Annotated in this window: 13 protein-coding genes; 3 read left to right on the top strand and 10 right to left on the bottom strand. The window is 70.1% G+C overall.

All coding sequences use genetic code 11. From position 1 onward, the window contains the following. Positions 1 to 13 precede the first annotated feature (13 nt). Positions 14 to 835 carry an MIP/aquaporin family protein gene (locus QQ657_RS37695; protein ID WP_284747115.1) on the bottom strand — a complete coding sequence of 274 codons (822 nt, stop codon included), beginning with the start codon at positions 833 to 835 and terminating at the stop codon, positions 14 to 16. 154 nt (positions 836 to 989) lie between these two features. On the opposite strand from QQ657_RS37695, the gene QQ657_RS37690 reads away from it, so the two are divergent. Together QQ657_RS37690 and glpK are read left to right on the top strand one after the other, a co-directional pair. Continuing rightward, positions 990 to 1742, top strand: coding sequence for an IclR family transcriptional regulator (locus QQ657_RS37690; RefSeq protein WP_284747114.1), 753 nt, complete (start codon positions 990 to 992; stop codon positions 1740 to 1742). Between the two features lie 13 nt (positions 1743 to 1755). Continuing rightward, positions 1756 to 3705: a glycerol kinase GlpK gene (glpK, locus tag QQ657_RS37685; RefSeq protein WP_284747113.1), complete on the top strand. Its 1950-nt coding sequence runs from the start codon at positions 1756 to 1758 to the stop codon at positions 3703 to 3705. On the opposite strand, the gene QQ657_RS37680 is transcribed toward glpK, so the two are convergent. Together QQ657_RS37680 and QQ657_RS37675 are read right to left on the bottom strand one after the other, a co-directional pair. Then, positions 3702 to 4826, bottom strand: coding sequence for an acyl-CoA dehydrogenase family protein (locus QQ657_RS37680; RefSeq protein ID WP_284747112.1), 1125 nt, complete (start codon positions 4824 to 4826; stop codon positions 3702 to 3704). The genes glpK and QQ657_RS37680 overlap by 4 nt on opposite strands. 17 nt (positions 4827 to 4843) lie before the next feature. Further along, the gene (locus tag QQ657_RS37675; protein ID WP_284747111.1) at positions 4844 to 5659 is read right to left on the bottom strand and encodes a substrate-binding domain-containing protein; all 816 of its coding nucleotides are present in this window, start codon (positions 5657 to 5659) and stop codon (positions 4844 to 4846) included. 254 nt (positions 5660 to 5913) lie between these two features. Here QQ657_RS37675 and QQ657_RS37670 point away from each other — a divergent pair, with 254 nt between their 5' ends. Beyond that, complete coding sequence (locus QQ657_RS37670) at positions 5914 to 7356, top strand: DUF1996 domain-containing protein (RefSeq protein WP_284747110.1); 1443 nt, start codon at positions 5914 to 5916, stop codon at positions 7354 to 7356. A 6-nt stretch (positions 7357 to 7362) separates the two neighbouring features. Here QQ657_RS37670 and QQ657_RS37665 read toward each other — a convergent pair whose 3' ends face one another. The 7 genes from QQ657_RS37665 to araB form a co-directional block, all read right to left on the bottom strand. Then, positions 7363 to 8055: a glycoside hydrolase family 12 protein gene (locus QQ657_RS37665; protein ID WP_284747109.1), complete on the bottom strand. Its 693-nt coding sequence runs from the start codon at positions 8053 to 8055 to the stop codon at positions 7363 to 7365. A gap of 134 nt (positions 8056 to 8189) precedes the next feature. Then, the gene (mmsB, locus tag QQ657_RS37660; RefSeq protein ID WP_284747108.1) at positions 8190 to 9410 is read right to left on the bottom strand and encodes a multiple monosaccharide ABC transporter permease; all 1221 of its coding nucleotides are present in this window, start codon (positions 9408 to 9410) and stop codon (positions 8190 to 8192) included. Beyond that, a complete protein-coding gene (gene mmsA / locus QQ657_RS37655; RefSeq protein ID WP_284747107.1) occupies positions 9407 to 10927 on the bottom strand; it encodes a multiple monosaccharide ABC transporter ATP-binding protein in 1521 nt (506 codons plus the stop codon). The genes mmsB and mmsA overlap by 4 nt, the downstream gene beginning before the upstream one ends. Further along, a complete protein-coding gene (gene chvE, locus QQ657_RS37650) occupies positions 10924 to 12030 on the bottom strand; it encodes a multiple monosaccharide ABC transporter substrate-binding protein (RefSeq protein WP_284747106.1) in 1107 nt (368 codons plus the stop codon). The genes mmsA and chvE overlap by 4 nt, the downstream gene beginning before the upstream one ends. 17 nt (positions 12031 to 12047) lie before the next feature. Then, positions 12048 to 13556, bottom strand: a complete 1509-nt coding sequence (gene araA / locus QQ657_RS37645; RefSeq protein WP_284747105.1) for an L-arabinose isomerase — start codon at positions 13554 to 13556, stop codon at positions 12048 to 12050. 19 nt (positions 13557 to 13575) lie between these two features. Further along, entirely contained in the window at positions 13576 to 14256 is a 681-nt protein-coding gene (locus tag QQ657_RS37640; RefSeq protein ID WP_284747104.1) for an L-ribulose-5-phosphate 4-epimerase, read from the bottom strand. Next, positions 14256 to 15887: a ribulokinase gene (araB, locus tag QQ657_RS37635; protein WP_284747103.1), complete on the bottom strand. Its 1632-nt coding sequence runs from the start codon at positions 15885 to 15887 to the stop codon at positions 14256 to 14258. The genes QQ657_RS37640 and araB overlap by 1 nt, the downstream gene beginning before the upstream one ends. Position 15888: the final 1 nt, after the last annotated feature.

Genomic DNA, 15888 nt, shown 5'->3' with positions numbered 1-15888 from the left:
GTCGTGCTCCTTCTCAGGCGGCGGTCTCGAAGTCCTTGGCGGGCATGGCGTCCAGCGGGTCCCCGGCGGGCAGGTGGCGCTCGATGAGGAACTTGTAGATGCCGCCGCCGACGATCGCGCCGAGGACGGGCGCCACGATCGGGATCCACCAGTAGGGGAAGCCGTACTGGTCGGACCACGCCGTGTCGTAGCCGGTCAGCCAGGAGGCCAGGCGCGGGCCGAAGTCGCGGGCGGGGTTGATCGCGTAGCCGGCGTTGGTGCCCCAGGCCATGCCGATCGCGACGACGAGGAAGCCGACGACGACCGGGGCCAGGTTCGCGCCCGGCGAGGTGTTGCGGAGGTCGGTGATGGCGAAGATCACCAGGACGAGGATCGCGGTGCCGATGATCTGGTCGCGGAAGGCGCCCCAGTCACCCACCGGGAGCGTGCCGTTACCCGGGAGGGTGGAGAACACGCCCTGGGTCTTGATCGTGAGGCCGGGGTCCTTGGCGTTGAGCACCTCGGTGTAGTTCCAGCGCACCAGCAGCGCGGCGAGGAACGCGCCGGCGGTCTGGGCCAGGGCGTAGGGGGCGACCTTGCGCCATTCGAAGCCCTTGAAGACCGCGAGGGCGACGGTCACGGCCGGGTTCAGGTGCGCGCCGCTGATCCGCGAAGCGACGTAGACACCGAGCGTGACACCGAGGCCCCAGGCCCAGGCGATGCTGTCGTGGTCCCCGATGCCCGCGGCGGCGACCTGCGCCACCACCCCGCACCCGAACAGGATGAGGATCATCGTCCCCACGAACTCGGCGGCCATCTCGCCGGCGAGTCCGTGGGCCTTGAGGTTTCGCACCATTGCTTCCTCCACAAAGGACCGTTCATTCCCCCTGGTGAGTGAAAGTTAAGTTCACGAAAACACCCGGTCAACGCGGCCGGGTCGGCATTGTCGAACGCGCGAAGACGATGTTCGACATTGTCGAATCAGAGCCGGTCGGGCTAGGGTCGCGGACGTGCCGGGTCCGATCCAGTCCATCGAGCGCGCCGCCGCGATCCTCAAGCTGCTGGCGCGCGGCTCGGGCCGTCTGGGTGTCGGCGAGATCGCCGAGTCCCTCGAACTGGCCAAGGGGACGGCGCACGGCATCCTGCGGACGCTGCAGGGCGTCGGGTTCGTCGAGCAGGACCGCGACACGGGCAAGTACCAGCTCGGAGCCACGCTGCTGCACCTGGGCACGAGCTACCTGGACGTCAACGAGCTGCGCTCCCGCGCGATCAACTGGGCCGACGCGCTGGCGTCGCGCAGCGGCGAGGCGGTCCGGATCGGCGCGCCGCTGGAGGGCCGGGTGCTGGTCGTGCACCACGTGTTCCGCCCGGACGACAGCCTGCAGACCCTGGACGTCGGTACCCTGCTGCCCCTGCACGCGACGGCGCTGGGCAAGGTCCTGCTGGCCTACGACACGACGTTGAAGGCCACGCCGGAGCCGTACACGCGCCGGACGCTGGTCACCCAGACGGCGATCAAGCGGGCGTGTGCGAAGGTACGCGAAGCGGGCTGGGCGGAGGAGAACGGCGAGATGATCTCCGGCGAGGCGGGCATCGCGGCCCCGATCCGCGGCCACGGCGGCATCGTGGTGGGCGCGATCGGCGTGTCGGGAGCGATCGAGCGCATCTGCGAGCACGACGGCAGCCCCAACCCCCGGCTGCTGGGCCACGTCCGCGACGCGGCGCGCGCGGTTTCGCGTGATCTCGGCGCGTCCCGATGGTGAGGGAGGTGAGCACGTGGTCCAGCGGTACGTGATGTCCATCGACCAGGGCACCACCTCCACCCGGTGCATCCTGTTCGACGCGCGCGGCCGGCTCGTCTCCGTCGTGCAGCGGGAACACCAGCAGCACTTCCCGCGCCCCGGCTGGGTCGAGCACGACGCCGGCGAAATCTGGCGGAACCTCTCGCGGATCGTCCCGCAAGCCCTCGCCGATGCCGGCGCCACCGCGGGGCAGGTCGTCGGCCTCGGGATCGCCAACCAGCGGGAGACCACCGTCCTCTGGGACCGGCACACTGGCAACCCGATCGGGCGGGCCATCGTCTGGCAGGACACCCGCACCGACGCCATGCTCGAACAGCTGGCCCGCGAACCCGGCGCCGACCGCGTCCGGCAGCTGTGCGGCCTCCCCCTGGCGACGTACTTCTCCGCGCCGCGGATCCGCTGGCTGCTCGAACGTACGCCCGGCCTGCGCGAACGCGCCGAGCGCGGCGACGTCCTCTTCGGCACCATCGAGAGCTGGCTGATCTGGAACCTCACCGGCGGCGCCGAGGGCGGCGTGCACATCACCGACGTCACCAACGCCTCGCGCACCATGCTGATGAACCTGCGCACCCTGAACTGGGACGACGAGCTCCTCGACTTCTTCGACGTCCCGCGCGCGATGCTGCCGCAGATCCGCTCCTCCACCGAGGTGTACGGCACCACCAGCCGGGTCGTGCCCGGCATCCGGATCGCGGCGGCGCTCGGCGACCAGCAGGCCGCGCTGTTCGGCCAGACCTGCTTCGCGCCCGGCGAGGCGAAGTGCACGTACGGCACCGGCAGCTTCCTGCTGCTCAACACCGGCTCGACACCCGTGCTCTCCACGCACGGCATGCTCACCACGGTCGGCTTCAAGATCGGCGACGAGCCGGCGGTGTACGCCCTCGAAGGCTCGATCGCCGTCACCGGGTCGCTGGTCCAGTGGTTCCGCGACGGCCTCGAGCTGATCGGCAGCGCGCCGGAGATCGAGACCCTCGCAAGGACGGTCGAGGACAACGGCGGCTGCTACATCGTCCCCGCGTTCTCCGGGCTGTTCGCGCCGCACTGGCACAGCGAGGCCCGCGGGGTGATCGCCGGGCTGACGTCGTACATCACCAAGGGCCACCTCGCGCGGGCGGTGCTGGAGGCGACCGGCTGGCAGACCCGCGAGGTCGTCGACGCGATGAACGCCGACTCGGGCCTGGCCCTGAAGACGCTCAAGGTCGACGGCGGGATGACCGCGGACAACCTGCTGATGCAGTGCATCGCGGACGTCCTCGACGTGCCGGTGGTCCGTCCGATGGTGGCCGAGACGGTGTCGCTCGGCGCGGCGTACGCGGCCGGGCTGTCCGTCGGGTACTGGCCGGACCTCGAGGGGCTGCGACGCAACTGGCACCGGGCCGGGCAGTGGCTGCCGGCGATGGACCCGGCCCGCCGCGACTCCGAATACGCGCATTGGCGCCAGGCGGTCGAGCTGACGTTCGGCTGGATGCGCCCGGGCCCGGCCGCGGTCCCGCCCGGGTCCGACCTGGTCGAGGTGCTGCTGGCCGACCACCGCCGGTTCGAGCAGCTGTTCCGCGACCTGCGCAACACCGAGGCCGACCGCCCGGCCCTGGTCGCGGAGCTGGCCGCCCTGCTGGTCGCCCACGCGACGGCGACCGAGCGGATCGTCCGGCCGGACTCCCCCGGTGTGCCGTTCGCCGACGACCTCCTGGCGGTCCTCGAAGAAAGCGACTTCGACAAGACGTTGCTACGCCTGGAGAACGTCGTGGACGCCCACGTCCGCGGCGAGGAACGCGGGCTGCTCAACGACCTGCGCCGCACGATGTCCACATCGGACCGCACGGGCCTGGGCCGCGCGTTCGTGGCCGAGCGCGGCCGCCAGCTGGACCTCGACTGCGGCAACGCCGACCACGTCCGCGACCTCGGCGACCGCCTGACGCTCTAGAGGTAGCCGGGAAAGGGTTGCGCGCTCAGGAACACCGCGCCCGCGGCGTCGTACATCGCCTCCGTCAGGAACGCGTGCTGCGGGACCACCGCCGCGTCGCGCAGGTGGCGCTGCAGCGGGTGGTCCGCCTCGATCGCCGACGTGCCGCCCAGCGTGTACGCCGCCCGCACCACGTCGAAGCCGACGCGGGCCGCGTGCGCCGCCGCCAGCCGGAGCAGGCTCACCTGCTCCGGTCCCGGCGTCCCCTCCGACGCCGCTTCCCAGGCCTCCTCCGTGACTTCGTAGAAGAACGCGCGCACCGAACGGAGGTCCGCTTCGGCCTTCGCGAGCGCGATCCGGGCGTACGCGCGGTCGGCGAGCACCGGGCCGCCGGTGAGCCCGGCGCGGCCCGCGCCGAACGCCGTCACGTGGTTCAGCGCCGCCCGGGCGATGCCGACGTTGACCACCGCGAGCACCTGCGAGGCGTACGCGAGCGCCGGGTAGCGGTAGAGCGGCTCGTCGATCGTGCTGCCGCCGCCGCGGACGAACGTCCACTCCGCCGGCACGACGACGTCGTCCACCCGCAGGTCGTGGCTGCCGGTGCCGCGCATCCCGACCGCGTCCCAGGTTTCGACGACCTCGGCGCGCGCCGCCGGCAGGACCGCGGTGCGCGGCCGGCCCGCGCCGCCCGGCCCGATGCCGACGCCGAGGTAGTCGGCGGCGAGGCAGCCGCTGGCCAGGCGCCACTGCCCGCGGACCCGGAACCCGCCCGGCACCTCCTCGGCCGGCTGCACGGGGAAGAGCGCGCCGGCGAACACGAGGTCCGGGCCGTCGGCGTAGAGCCGCTCCTGCGTCTCGGGTGGCAGCGCCGCGAGGTAGACGCCCGAAGCGCCGAAGCTCGCGACCCAGCCGGCGGATCCGTCCACTTCGGACATCCGCTCCACCATCCGGAGGAACTCCGCGGGCGGGCGAGCGTCGCCACCGAAGCGTTTCGGCGTGGTCGCGCGGTAGAAGCCGGCGAGGCGGAACTTGTCGACCACGTCCCGCGGCACGTGCCGCCGCCGGGTGAACTCCCCGGCCCGGCGCGCCACCTCCGCCAGCGCCGCGTCGAAGGCCGGCGAAGTCCCCCAGGTTGGCGCCATCCGGCCAGGGTAGCCGGTCAGGACACCGACGGACGGCTGCTTTCCCGCACCACCAGCTCGGCCTCGACCGTCGCGCGCGGCAGCGGCACCACCCCGTCGATCGCGGCGGTGAGCACCACGAGCGTCTGCCGGCCGGCGGCGAGGAAGTCCTGGCGGATCGTCGTCAGCGGGGGCGCGAAGTAGGCCGCCTCGGGGACGTCGCCGAAGCCGACGACGTGGGCGTCGCGCGGGACCCGCACCCCGGCTTCGGCGAACGCCGCGAGCAGCCCGAGGGCCATGTGGTCGTTGGCGGTGAACACCGCGCACATCCGGACTTCGACCGCGAGCGACTGCCCGGCCCGGTAGCCGGACCGGGCCGACCAGTCGCCGCGGAGCACCGGCGGGACGTCCGCGCCGTGCCGCTCAAGGGCCTCACGCCAGCCGCGTTCGCGGGCACGCGCGATCGGCGCGTCCTCCGGGCCGCCGACGTGCCAGACGGTCGAGTGGCCGATGTCGAGGAGGTGCTCGGTGGCCCGTCTCGCGCCGTCGTACTGGTCCGCGGCCGCGGCCGGGACGAGCGGAACGCCGACGACCGGCGGGTGTTCGGCGAAGAGGTGCGGGTCGAGCAGGACGATCCCCGCCACGCCCTGCAGCCGCAGGCCGGCCACCGCGGCCGGCACCGCGGAGCGGCCGCGCCCCGGCACGCTGAAGACGACGAGGGCGTACCCGACTTCCCGGGCGGCGGCGCGCAGGCCGTTGAGGAGCGGCCCCGACGCGGCGGTTCCCGTGGCGATCACGCCGAGCGTGCCCCGCCGGACCGGCATGCGGAGGGGACCTGCGTCGTCCACGGACATGCCGCCGATGTTAACGATCACACCGGCAGACGTGAACTTCCTTCACTTTCCATAAATAACGAAACGATAACGCGGGAAAGGCGCGGTGAACCGGCCTCGCGCCGGAGCCGTTTCAGCCAATGCCGGAACCAGTGACACCAGGCGCGGTTCCCCGATTCCCGCGCCCCGAGGTGGCACTCCCCTGGGTTCCGCGCGCCTCCCCATCGGGCACGCAGATGCACTCCGTCGTGCCCGGAAAACCGAAGAAGGTGACCATGCCCCGGAAAACATCCCCCGCCACGGGCAGACATCGCATCAGCCGCCGTACCAAGATCGCGACCGGCGGTCTCGCCCTCGCGCTCGCGGTCGGCGGCATCGTCGTCGCGACCACGGCCGGACGCACCGGCGAGGCCAGCGCGGATCCCGCCGACGCGTCGTTCTTCCTCGACATCGCGAAGGTGCCAGCCGGTGTTAACGTGAACAAAGCGCTGCAGGGCAAGGGTGCGCGCGGCACGTTCACCGTGGACTGCGGCCGCAACGAAAACCAGCACTTCAACCCCGACAACTTCATTGCGCAGCCCGGCATCAAGAACGGCGCCCAGCACCTGCACGACTACGTCGGCAACCTTTCGACGAACGCCGACTCGAACAACAAGAGCCTGGTCAAGGCCGGCACCACCTGCAAGAACGGCGACAAGTCCGCCTACTTCTGGCCCGTCGTCCGCATCGACACGGGCGAAGAGGAAGAACAGAACCCGCCCGCCACGCAGCCGGACCGCGCCGGGAGCGCGAGTGACAAGGCGAGCAGCCAGGTCGACTGCCCGGACGTCGCGAGCAAGCTCCCCGACGTCCCGGACCAGGCCATGGACGAGGTGAACCGCAACCTCGACCTGCTCGACAAGCAGATCGACGAGGCGAACGCGCGGATCGCCAAGGGCGACCTGAAGACTCCGCAGGACATCCAGAACGCCGTCGTGGGTCCGCTGAAGGACAAGCGCGCGGCGACGATCGACCGGATCGCCATCGCGATCGGCCGCCGCGCCGCCAAGCCGACGAACCTCGGCGGGCTCGCGGCGTGCGTGCTCAAGCAGAACGGCCAGGGTGGTCTCGACAACGGCGGGCAGAACAGCACCGGCCAGCCGGCCGAGCTGCCCGGCGTCAACGACCAGAACGAGGTGGCCGGCAACGACGGCGAGATCCAGCGCGTCCGCTCGGCGACGATCACGTTCACCAGCGGCGGCGCGAACAAGGTCGTCGCGATGCCGCAGTTCCTCCGCATCCTCTACGGCGACGCCAAGCAGAGCACCAACGGCCCGGCCAACGCGCGGCCCAGCTGGACCTGCACCGGCTTCGAGGACCGGTTGACCGACCACTACCCGATCTGCCCGGCGAACAGCAAGGTCGAGCGCATCCACGCCTTCCCGAACTGCTGGGACGGCAAGAACATCGACAGCGCGAACCACCGCACGCACATCGTGTTCGCCGACCAGCAGGGCAAGTGCCCGCAAGGGTTCAAGAACGTGCCGCAGCTGGTGATGAAGCTGGTCTACGACATCCCGCACGACATCCAGGTCAAGGGCCAGTACAAAGTGGACGCCTTCCCGCAGGAGAGCCACAACCCGCGCTCGGACCACGACGACTTCGCGAACGTCATGGGCCAGCGGCTGATGAACCAGGTGGTCAAGTGCATCAACAGCGGTCAGCGCTGCAAGCAGTGACCGGATTCAGGAGACCGTGACGGAATAGCTGTTCGCGGCGAAGTCCAGTCCACCGGCGGACGAGGTGATCTCGAAGCCGAACTGGACTTCGCCGAGCGTCACGTCCCCGAACCACCCGCGGGCACGGATCCAGTTCAGCACCGCGAGGACGTCGACGGTGCCCGCGTTGGTGTTCGAGGTGCGCACGAACGAGAACACCGCGTTCGAGCCGTTCGATCCCTTGTAGACGTCCCAGGTGTGGCCGCCGACCGTCGCGGTGGTCTGTTTTGTGCCCAGCGGGCCGACCGCGCCCTGCTTGTTCATCCACAGCATCGTCTCGTAGGCGTTGTTGTCCGCCCAGATATCGTACGCGGTCTCGTACGCACCACTGCCGGGCCGAGTGACGCCGAAGCTGCTGGAGACCCGGCTCAACGCGCTGAGCTTCTTGCCGGCGTTCTTCGCCGCGTGCGGGTACGACTTGACCCCGCCCGTGTTCGGGTGATCGGCCCAGACGCCCCAGTTCGAATACGAATTCGCCCAGATGGTCTGCGGGCCCGCGCCACCGCCCCAGACGTCGTTGCGGACGGTGTAACCACCATTCGACCAGGTCGCCCATTTGTCCGTGGACGACCACGTCGCAGCCGAAGCGACGCCGGCCGAGGTGACCACCGAGGCCGCCACGATCAGGGAAACCGCAAGGGAACGCACGACTTTGTGCATGAGTGAGGTCCTCCGCTGGTGAGGGATTCACCAGCACTATGACCGGCCCGTTACCGCGTGGTCAAGCAATTCGAGAACTTCGAAAAGAAAGGGGCTCCCCCGACCGGGAAAGCCCCTTCCGAAAACACCGGAACTCAGGAAGCCGCGCGGCGTTTCGTCCAGATGTCGTACGCCACCGCCGCCAGCAGCACGACGCCCTTCACCAGCATCACCCGCTCGCTCGGTGCGCCGATCAGCGACATCCCGTTGTTGATCACCGCCATGATCAGCCCGCCAGTGATCGCGCCGACGACCTTGCCCACGCCGCCCTGGACCGCCGCGCCGCCGATGAACGCCGCCGCGATCGCGTCCAGCTCGAAGTTCACGCCCGCCGTCGGGCCCGCCTGGTTCAACCGGCCCGCGAAGATGATCCCCGCCAAAGCCGCCAGCACGCCCATGTTGACGAAGATCCAGAACGTCACCGACTTGACCTTGACACCCGAAAGCGTCGCGGCCTGCAGGTTGCCGCCCACGGCGTAGATGTGCCGGCCGAACACCGACTTCCCGGCCACTAGCGAGTAGCCGAGCACCAGCACCGCCAGCAGGATCAGCACCCACGGCAGGTTCTTGAACCGCGCCAGCTGCACCACCAGGGCCAGCACCAGCACCGCGATCCCGGCGATCTTGAGCACGAACACCGCGAACGGGTCGACGTCCTGGCCGTAGCCCAGCCGGGCCGAGCGCTTGCGCCACTGGGTAAACACGATCCCGGCCACCGCCGCCACGCCCGCGAGCAGGGACACCAGGTCGGCGCCGCCGAGCGGGCCGAGGGCGATGTTGCCCAGGTAGCCGTCGGTGAAGCCGTTCGACAGCGTGCGGATCGTGTCCGGGAACGGGCCGATGCCCTGGTTGCCCAGCACCGTCAGGGTCAGCGCGCGGAACACGAGCATCCCCGCCAGCGTCACGATGAACGCCGGGATGCCGAAGTAGGCGACCCAGTAACCCTGCCAGGCGCCGATCACCGCGCCGACGACGAGCGTGATCAGCACCGCCCAGAACCACGGCAGGTGCCAATTCACCATCAGCACGGCCGACACCGCGCCGGTCACCGCGACGACCGACCCGGCGGACAGGTCGATGTGCCCGGAGATGATCACCAGGATCATCCCGATCGCGAGGATCAGCACGTAGGAGTTCTGCACGATGATGTTGGAGATGTTCTGCGGTTCCAGCAGCGCACCGCCGGTGAGCACCTCGAACAACACCACGATCAGCGCGAACGCGACGTAGATGCCGCTCTGGCGCGGGTTGATCGAGATCCGCCGGGCGGAGCGCTCGGCCGGGGGCGCGTCGGGACGCGCTTCGGTCGTGGTCATTGCCGTTCCTTGGTCATGTACTGCATGAGCAGTTCTTGGGTGGCTTCTTCGCGGGTCGCCTCGCCGGTGATCCGCCCGGCCGACAGCGCGTAGATCCGGTCGCAGAGCCCGAGCAGCTCCGGCAGCTCGGAGGAGATGACCAGCACGGCCTTCCCCTGCGCGGCCAGTTCGTTGATGATCGTGTAGATCTCGAACTTCGCGCCGACGTCGATGCCGCGGGTCGGCTCGTCGAGGATCAGCACGTCCGGGTCGGTGAAGATCCACTTGGCCAGCACGACCTTCTGCTGGTTGCCGCCGGAGAGCTTCCCGGTCACGCTGCGCACGGTCGGCGCCTTGATCGAAAGGCTCCGCCGGTACCCGACGGCCGTCTCGTGCTCGGCGTGCTCGTTGACCCAGCCGCGCTTGGCCAGCTTGCCGAGCCCCGCCGCGGACACGTTGCGCTGGATGTCCTCGATCAGGTTGAGCCCGTACCGCTTCCGGTCCTCGGTGGCGTAGGCGATGCCGTGGCGGACGGCGTCGCGCACCGACCGGACGTCGATCTCCTTCCCGTGCTTGAGGATCCGCCCGGAGATGTCCTTGCCGTAGGACCGGCCGAACACGCTCATCGCGAGCTCGGTCCTGCCCGCGCCCATCAACCCGGCGAGGCCGACGATCTCCCCGCGCCGCAGCGAAAGCGACGCGTTGTCGACGACGACCCGGCCGGCCTGGGTGGGGCTGTGCACGGTCCAGTCCTCGATCCGCAGCACCTCTTCGCCGATGTCCGGCTCCCGGGGCGGGAACCGGTGCTCGAGGTCGCGGCCGACCATCCCGGTGATGATGCGTTCTTCGGTCAGGCCGGCCGCGTCGAGGGTGTCGATGGTGCGGCCGTCGCGCAGGATCGTGACGGTGTCGGCGATCGCGGTCACCTCGCCGAGCTTGTGCGAGATGATCACGCAGGTCACGCCGTCGGAACGCAGCTCGCGCAGCAGCTCCAGCAAGTGGGCCGAGTCCTCGTCGTTGAGCGCCGCGGTGGGCTCGTCGAGGATCAGCAGCCGGACCTCCTTGGACAGCGCCTTGGCGATCTCGACCAGCTGCTGCTTGCCGACCCCGAGGTCCCGCACCGGAGTCACCGGGTTTTCCGCGAGGCCGACGCGCCGCAGGAGCGCGCCGGCCTCGTGGTTGGTGCGGTTCCAGTCGATCCAGCCCCGCTTGCCGCGTTCGTTGCCGAGAAAAATGTTCTCCGCTATCGAGAGCTGCCCGCACAGCGCGAGCTCCTGGTGGATGATCACGATTCCGTGCCGCTCGCTGTCGCGGACCGAACCGAACTCACACCGCTGCCCGTCGAAGTGGATCTCACCGTCGTACGTCCCGTGCGGGTAGACGCCGGAGAGCACCTTCATCAAGGTGGACTTCCCGGCGCCGTTCTCCCCGCAGATCGCGTGGATCTCGCCGCTGTTCACGGAAAGGGTGACGTCCGACAGCGCCTTGACCCCGGGGAAGGTCTTGGTGATCCCGCGCATGCCGAGCAGTTCGGTCATTTCAGCTGACCTGCCGTGTAGTAGCCCGAGTCGACGAGTTCCTTCTGGTAGTTGGCCTTGTCGACGGTCACCGGCTGCAGGAGGAACGACGGGACGACCTTCTTGCCGTTGTCGTAGTCCTTGGTGTTGTTGACCTCGGGCTTGCCGCCCTTGAGCACCGCGTCGGCCATCTTCACCGTGGTGTCGGCGAGGATGCGGGTGTCCTTGAAGATCGTCGAGTACTGCTCACCGGCGATGATGGACTTGACCGAGGCGACCTCGGCGTCCTGCCCGGTGACGACCGGGTACGGCTGGCCGGCGGTGCCGTAGCCGTTGCTCTTCAGGGCCGAGAGGATGCCGATCGACAGGCCGTCGTACGGCGAAAGCACACCCGCGACCTTCGCGCCGCCGGTGTAGGTCTTGGTGAGCAGGTCCTCCATGCGGCGCTGCGCGGTGGCCGGGTCCCAGCGCAGGATCGCCGCGCGGGCGAAGTCCGTCTGGGTGCTCTTGACCACGAGCTTGCCGCTGTCCATCAGCGGCTTGAGCACGGACATCGCGCCGTTGAAGAAGAACGTCGCGTTGTTGTCGTCGGGCGAACCGGCGAACAGCTCGATGTTGAACGGACCGGCGCCGTCGCCCAGCCCCTTGACCAGCGAGTTCGCCTGCTCGACGCCGACCTTGAAGTTGTCGAAGGTCGCGTAGTAGTCGACGTTCGGCGAGTTGCGGATCAGCCGGTCGTAGGCGATGACCGGGATCTTGCGGTCGGCCGCCTCCTGCAGCTGGGTGGTGATGGCGGTGCCGTCGATCGAGGCGATGACCAGGAGCTTCGCGCCCTTGGTGATCTGGTTCTCGATCTGGTTGACCTGCGTCGGGATGTCGTTCTCGGCGTACTGCAGGTCGACCTTGTAGCCGAGCTTCTCCAGCGCCGACTTGATGTTGTCGCCGTCGTGGATCCACCGTTCCGACGACTTCGTCGGCATGGTGACGCCGACCAGGCCGCCCGCCGCGCTCGCGGCGCCGGGTGCCGCCGTCTGGTCGGCGGTCTTCTGGCTCGAGCCGCACGCGGACAACGTCAGCACGAGCCCCGCGGCGGCGATCCCCGCGATTGTTCTGGTGAACTTCATTGTTCCTTCTTCCTTTCTCAGAAACCCTGGGCGAGGCGGTGGTACGCCTGGTTCCAGCGGATGCGGTCGGCGAAGCCGTGCGGGGTGGTGTCCTTGTCGATCACCAGCAGTTCGACGCCGAGGAGGTTCGCGAAGTCGCGAAGGGTTTCGGTGCCCACGGCCTGGGTGAGCACGGTGTGGTGCGGCCCGCCCGCGGTGATCCACGACTCGGCGGACGTCGACAGCGACGGCGCCGGCTCCCACACCGCCCGCGCCACGGGCAGGTTCGGCAGCGGCTCGTCGGGCGCGACGACCTCGATCTCATTGGCGACCAGGCGGAACCGGTCGCCGAGGTCGACCAGGCCGAGGGTGACGCCGGGCCCGGGCCGGGCGTCGAACACGAGCCGCACCGGGTCCTCGCGGTCACCGATGCCGAGCGGGTGGATCTCGCAGGTCGGCTTCGCGGCGGCGATGCTGGGGCAGACCTCGAGCATGTGCGCGCCGAGGATCTTCGGCGTGCCCGGCCCGAAGTGGTAGGTGTAGTCCTCCATGAACGAGGTGCCCCAGCCGATGCCGACACCCATCGCCTTGACCGCCGCGAGCAGCGCGGACGTCTTCCAGTCGCCCTCGCCGCCGAAGCCGTAGCCGTCGGCCATCAGCCGCTGGACGGCGAGGCCGGGCAGCTGGCGCAGGCCGCCGAGGTCCTCGAAGTTCGTGGTGAACGCGCCGAACCCGCCGTCGGTGAGGAACTTCCGCAGCCCGGCCTCGATCTTCGCCGCGTAGCGCAGCGACTCGTGCTGCGCTCCCCCGGCCGCCAGCTCGGGGACCACCGCGTAGTCCTCGGCGTACTGCGCCACCAGACCATCCACTGTGTCCTTTTCGGACACCGCGTCGACCAGTTCCACCAGGTCGTTGACGCCGTAGGTGTTGACCGAGACGCCGAACCGCAGTTCGGCCTCGACCTTGTCCCCCTCGGTGACGGCGACGTCGCGCATGTTGTCGCCGAACCGGGCCAGCCGGAGGTTGCGCAGGTGGTCGGCGCCGATCGCGGCCCGCGCCCACGCGTCGATCCGCGCGACGACGACCGGGTCGGAGACGTGCCCGGCGACGGTCTTGCGCGGGATGCCGAGCCGCGTCTGGACGAACCCGAACTCGCGGTCGCCGTGCGCGGCCTGGTTGAGGTTCATGAAGTCCATGTCGATGGTGGACCACGGCAGGGCTTCGTTGAGCTGGGTGTGCAGGTGCAGCAGCGGCTTGCGCAGCGCGTCCAGCCCGGTGATCCACATCTTCGCGGGCGAGAAGGTGTGCATCCATGCGATGACGCCGACGCAGGCGGCGTCGGCGTTGGCCTCCTGCAGGACCCGGCGGATCGACGACGCCTCGGTCAGCACCGGCTTGCCGACGATCTCGGCCGGCAGCCCGCCGGAGGCGGCCAGGAGCTGCTGGATCCGCAGGGACTGGCCGGCGACCTGTTCGAGGGTTTCCTCGCCGTAGAGGGCCTGGCTGCCGGTGAGGAACCAGAGCTGGGGTTTCGACGCGCGGGTCATCGTTTCTCCTGGAAGCGTTTCAGTGCTGGCCGTAGACGTTCTGGTACCGGGCGTAGAGCCGGTCGACGTCCTCGGGTGGGAGGGGTTCGGGCGTGCCGAGCTCGAAGGCCTTGTGCACGGTGCGGGCGACGTCCTCGACCATCACCGCGGCCTTGACCGCGTCACGCGCCGTGCGGCCGACGGTGAACGGGCCGTGGTTGCGCATCAGCACGGCCTTGGAACGGCTCGTGCGCAGCGTCTCGACGATGCCGCGGCCGATCGAGTCGTCCCCGATCAGGGCGAACGGGCCGACCGGGACGTCCCCGCCGAACTCGTCGGCGATCATCGTGAGCACGCACGGGATCGGCTCGCCCCGGGCGGCCCACGCCGTGGCGTAGGTCGAGTGCGTGTGGACGACGCCACCGATCTCGGGCATGTGCCGGTAGACGTAGGCGTGCGCGGCGGTGTCCGACGACGGCGCCAGCTCGCCGTGGACCAGTTCGCCGTGCAGGTCGGTGACGACCATGGTGTCGGCGGACAGGTCGTCGTAGGAGACGCCCGAGGGCTTGATCACCATCAGCTCGCGGCCGGGCACGCGGGCCGAGACGTTGCCCGCGGTCCAGATGACCAGCGCGTTGCGGGTCAGCTCGCCGTGCAGGTTCGCCACGGTCTCCCGGAGTTCGGCGACGGTGTCGAGGACTTCATCGGTCAGGGAGGACATCAGGACCTTCCTTTCGCGACAGCGCGACGGCGGGCCGCGAGGCGGTGCATGACATCGTTGGCGCCGCGGCCGAAGTAGTCGTGCAGCGTCGTGTATTCGGCGTACAGCTCGTCGTAGGCGGTGACGTGCGCGGGCACCGGCTGGTACACCGCGCGCTGGACCGAGCCCATCGCGGCGGCGGCCGCGCGGATGTCCGGGTGGGCCCCGGCGGCGACGGCCGCGTGGATCGCGGACCCGAGCGCGGGTCCCTGTCCGGAGCCGATGACCGATAGCGGGAGGTTCGTGACGTCGGCGTAGATCTGCATGAGCAGCGCGTTCTTCATCAGCCCGCCCGCGATGATCAGCTCGGTGACCGGGACGCCGGCTTCGCCGAACGTCTCGACGATCTTGCGGGTGCCGAACGCCGTTGCCTCGAGCAGTGCGCGGTAGACGTCCTCGGGGCGGGTGGCCAGGGTCTGGCCGACGATGACGCCGGACAGTTCGTGGTCGACCAGCACCGACCGGTTGCCGCTGTGCCAGTCCAGGGCGACCAGGCCGTGTTCGCCGATCTCCTGCCGGGCGGCGAGCCGGGTGAGCTGCTCGTGACCGTCGTGCGCGAAGTGCTCGACGAACCAGCCGAAGATGTCGCCGACGCCGCTCTGCCCGGCTTCGTAGCCCCAGAGACCGGGGACGATCCCGCCGTCGACGACCCCGCACATGCCGGGGACCTCGTGCAGTTCGGCGCCGTTCATGACGTGGCACGTCGAGGTGCCCATGATCGCGACCATCTGGCCGGGCTCGACGGCGTTCGCCGCCGGCGCGGTCACGTGCGCGTCGACGTTGCCGACGGCGACCGCGATGCCTTCGGGCAGCCCGGTCCAGGCGGCGGCCTCCGCGGTGAGCCCGCCGGCGCGGGAGCCCAGCGCGCCCAGGGGGTGTTCGAGCTTGTCGGCCACGAAGGACTCGAAGCCGGGCGCGAGCTCGCGGAGGAAGTCGCGGCTCGGGTACTGGCCGTCCTGCAGGATGCCCTTGTACCCGGCCGTGCACGCGTTGCGGACGTACACCCCGCTCAGCTGCCAGACGATCCAGTCGGCCGCCTCGACCCAGTGCCGCATCGCCGCGTAGACGTCCGGGGCCTCTTCGAAGACCTCGAGGCCCTTGGCGAACTCCCACTCCGACGAGATCAGCCCGCCGTAGCGCGGCAGCCACTTCTCGCCGCGGGTGCGGGCCAGCTCGTTGATCCGGTCGGCCTGGGGCTGGGCCGAGTGGTGCTTCCACAGCTTGACGTAGGCGTGCGGCTCGGCCTCGAACTCGGGCAGCTCGCACAGCGGCGTGCCGTCGGCGGTCGCCGGGACCATGGTGCACGCGGTGAAGTCGGTCGCGATGCCGACGACGGCCGCCGGGTCCGCCCCCGCATCGGCGAGCGCGGCGGGAACGGCGGTGCGGAGCACGCCGACGTAGTCCGCGGGCACCTGCAGCGCCCAGTCCGGCGGCAGCGCGCGGCCGGACGCGGGCAGCGTCTCGTCGAGCACGCCGTGCGGGTACTCGAAGACCGCGCTGCCCAGTTCGGCGCCGTCGGCCACGCGCACGACCACCGCACGTCCCGAGAGCGTGCCGAAGTCGACGCCCACGACGAGAGGGTCTGCTGACACT

Origin of the sequence: Amycolatopsis ponsaeliensis, from assembly GCF_030182635.1 — a bacterium.
Taxonomy (GTDB): domain Bacteria; phylum Actinomycetota; class Actinomycetes; order Mycobacteriales; family Pseudonocardiaceae; genus Amycolatopsis; species Amycolatopsis ponsaeliensis.
The sequence above is the reverse complement of the archived record's forward strand: the minus strand, read 5'-3'. Positions and strand labels throughout refer to the sequence as shown.

Bases quoted from the DNA above. Each gene is read 5' to 3' on its own strand.
- chvE (WP_284747106.1), bottom strand. From the start codon at position 12,030: ATGAAGTTCACCAGAACAATCGCGGGGATCGCCGCCGCGGGGCTCGTG.
- QQ657_RS37695 (WP_284747115.1), bottom strand. From the start codon at position 835: ATGGTGCGAAACCTCAAGGCCCACGGACTCGCCGGCGAGATGGCCGCC.
- mmsA (WP_284747107.1), bottom strand. From the start codon at position 10,927: ATGACCGAACTGCTCGGCATGCGCGGGATCACCAAGACCTTCCCCGGG.
- araA (WP_284747105.1), bottom strand. From the start codon at position 13,556: ATGACCCGCGCGTCGAAACCCCAGCTCTGGTTCCTCACCGGCAGCCAG.
- QQ657_RS37680 (WP_284747112.1), bottom strand. From the start codon at position 4,826: ATGGCGCCAACCTGGGGGACTTCGCCGGCCTTCGACGCGGCGCTGGCG.
- QQ657_RS37665 (WP_284747109.1), bottom strand. From the start codon at position 8,055: ATGCACAAAGTCGTGCGTTCCCTTGCGGTTTCCCTGATCGTGGCGGCC.
- QQ657_RS37640 (WP_284747104.1), bottom strand. From the start codon at position 14,256: ATGTCCTCCCTGACCGATGAAGTCCTCGACACCGTCGCCGAACTCCGG.
- QQ657_RS37670 (WP_284747110.1), top strand. From the start codon at position 5,914: ATGCCCCGGAAAACATCCCCCGCCACGGGCAGACATCGCATCAGCCGC.
- QQ657_RS37675 (WP_284747111.1), bottom strand. From the start codon at position 5,659: ATGTCCGTGGACGACGCAGGTCCCCTCCGCATGCCGGTCCGGCGGGGC.
- mmsB (WP_284747108.1), bottom strand. From the start codon at position 9,410: ATGACCACGACCGAAGCGCGTCCCGACGCGCCCCCGGCCGAGCGCTCC.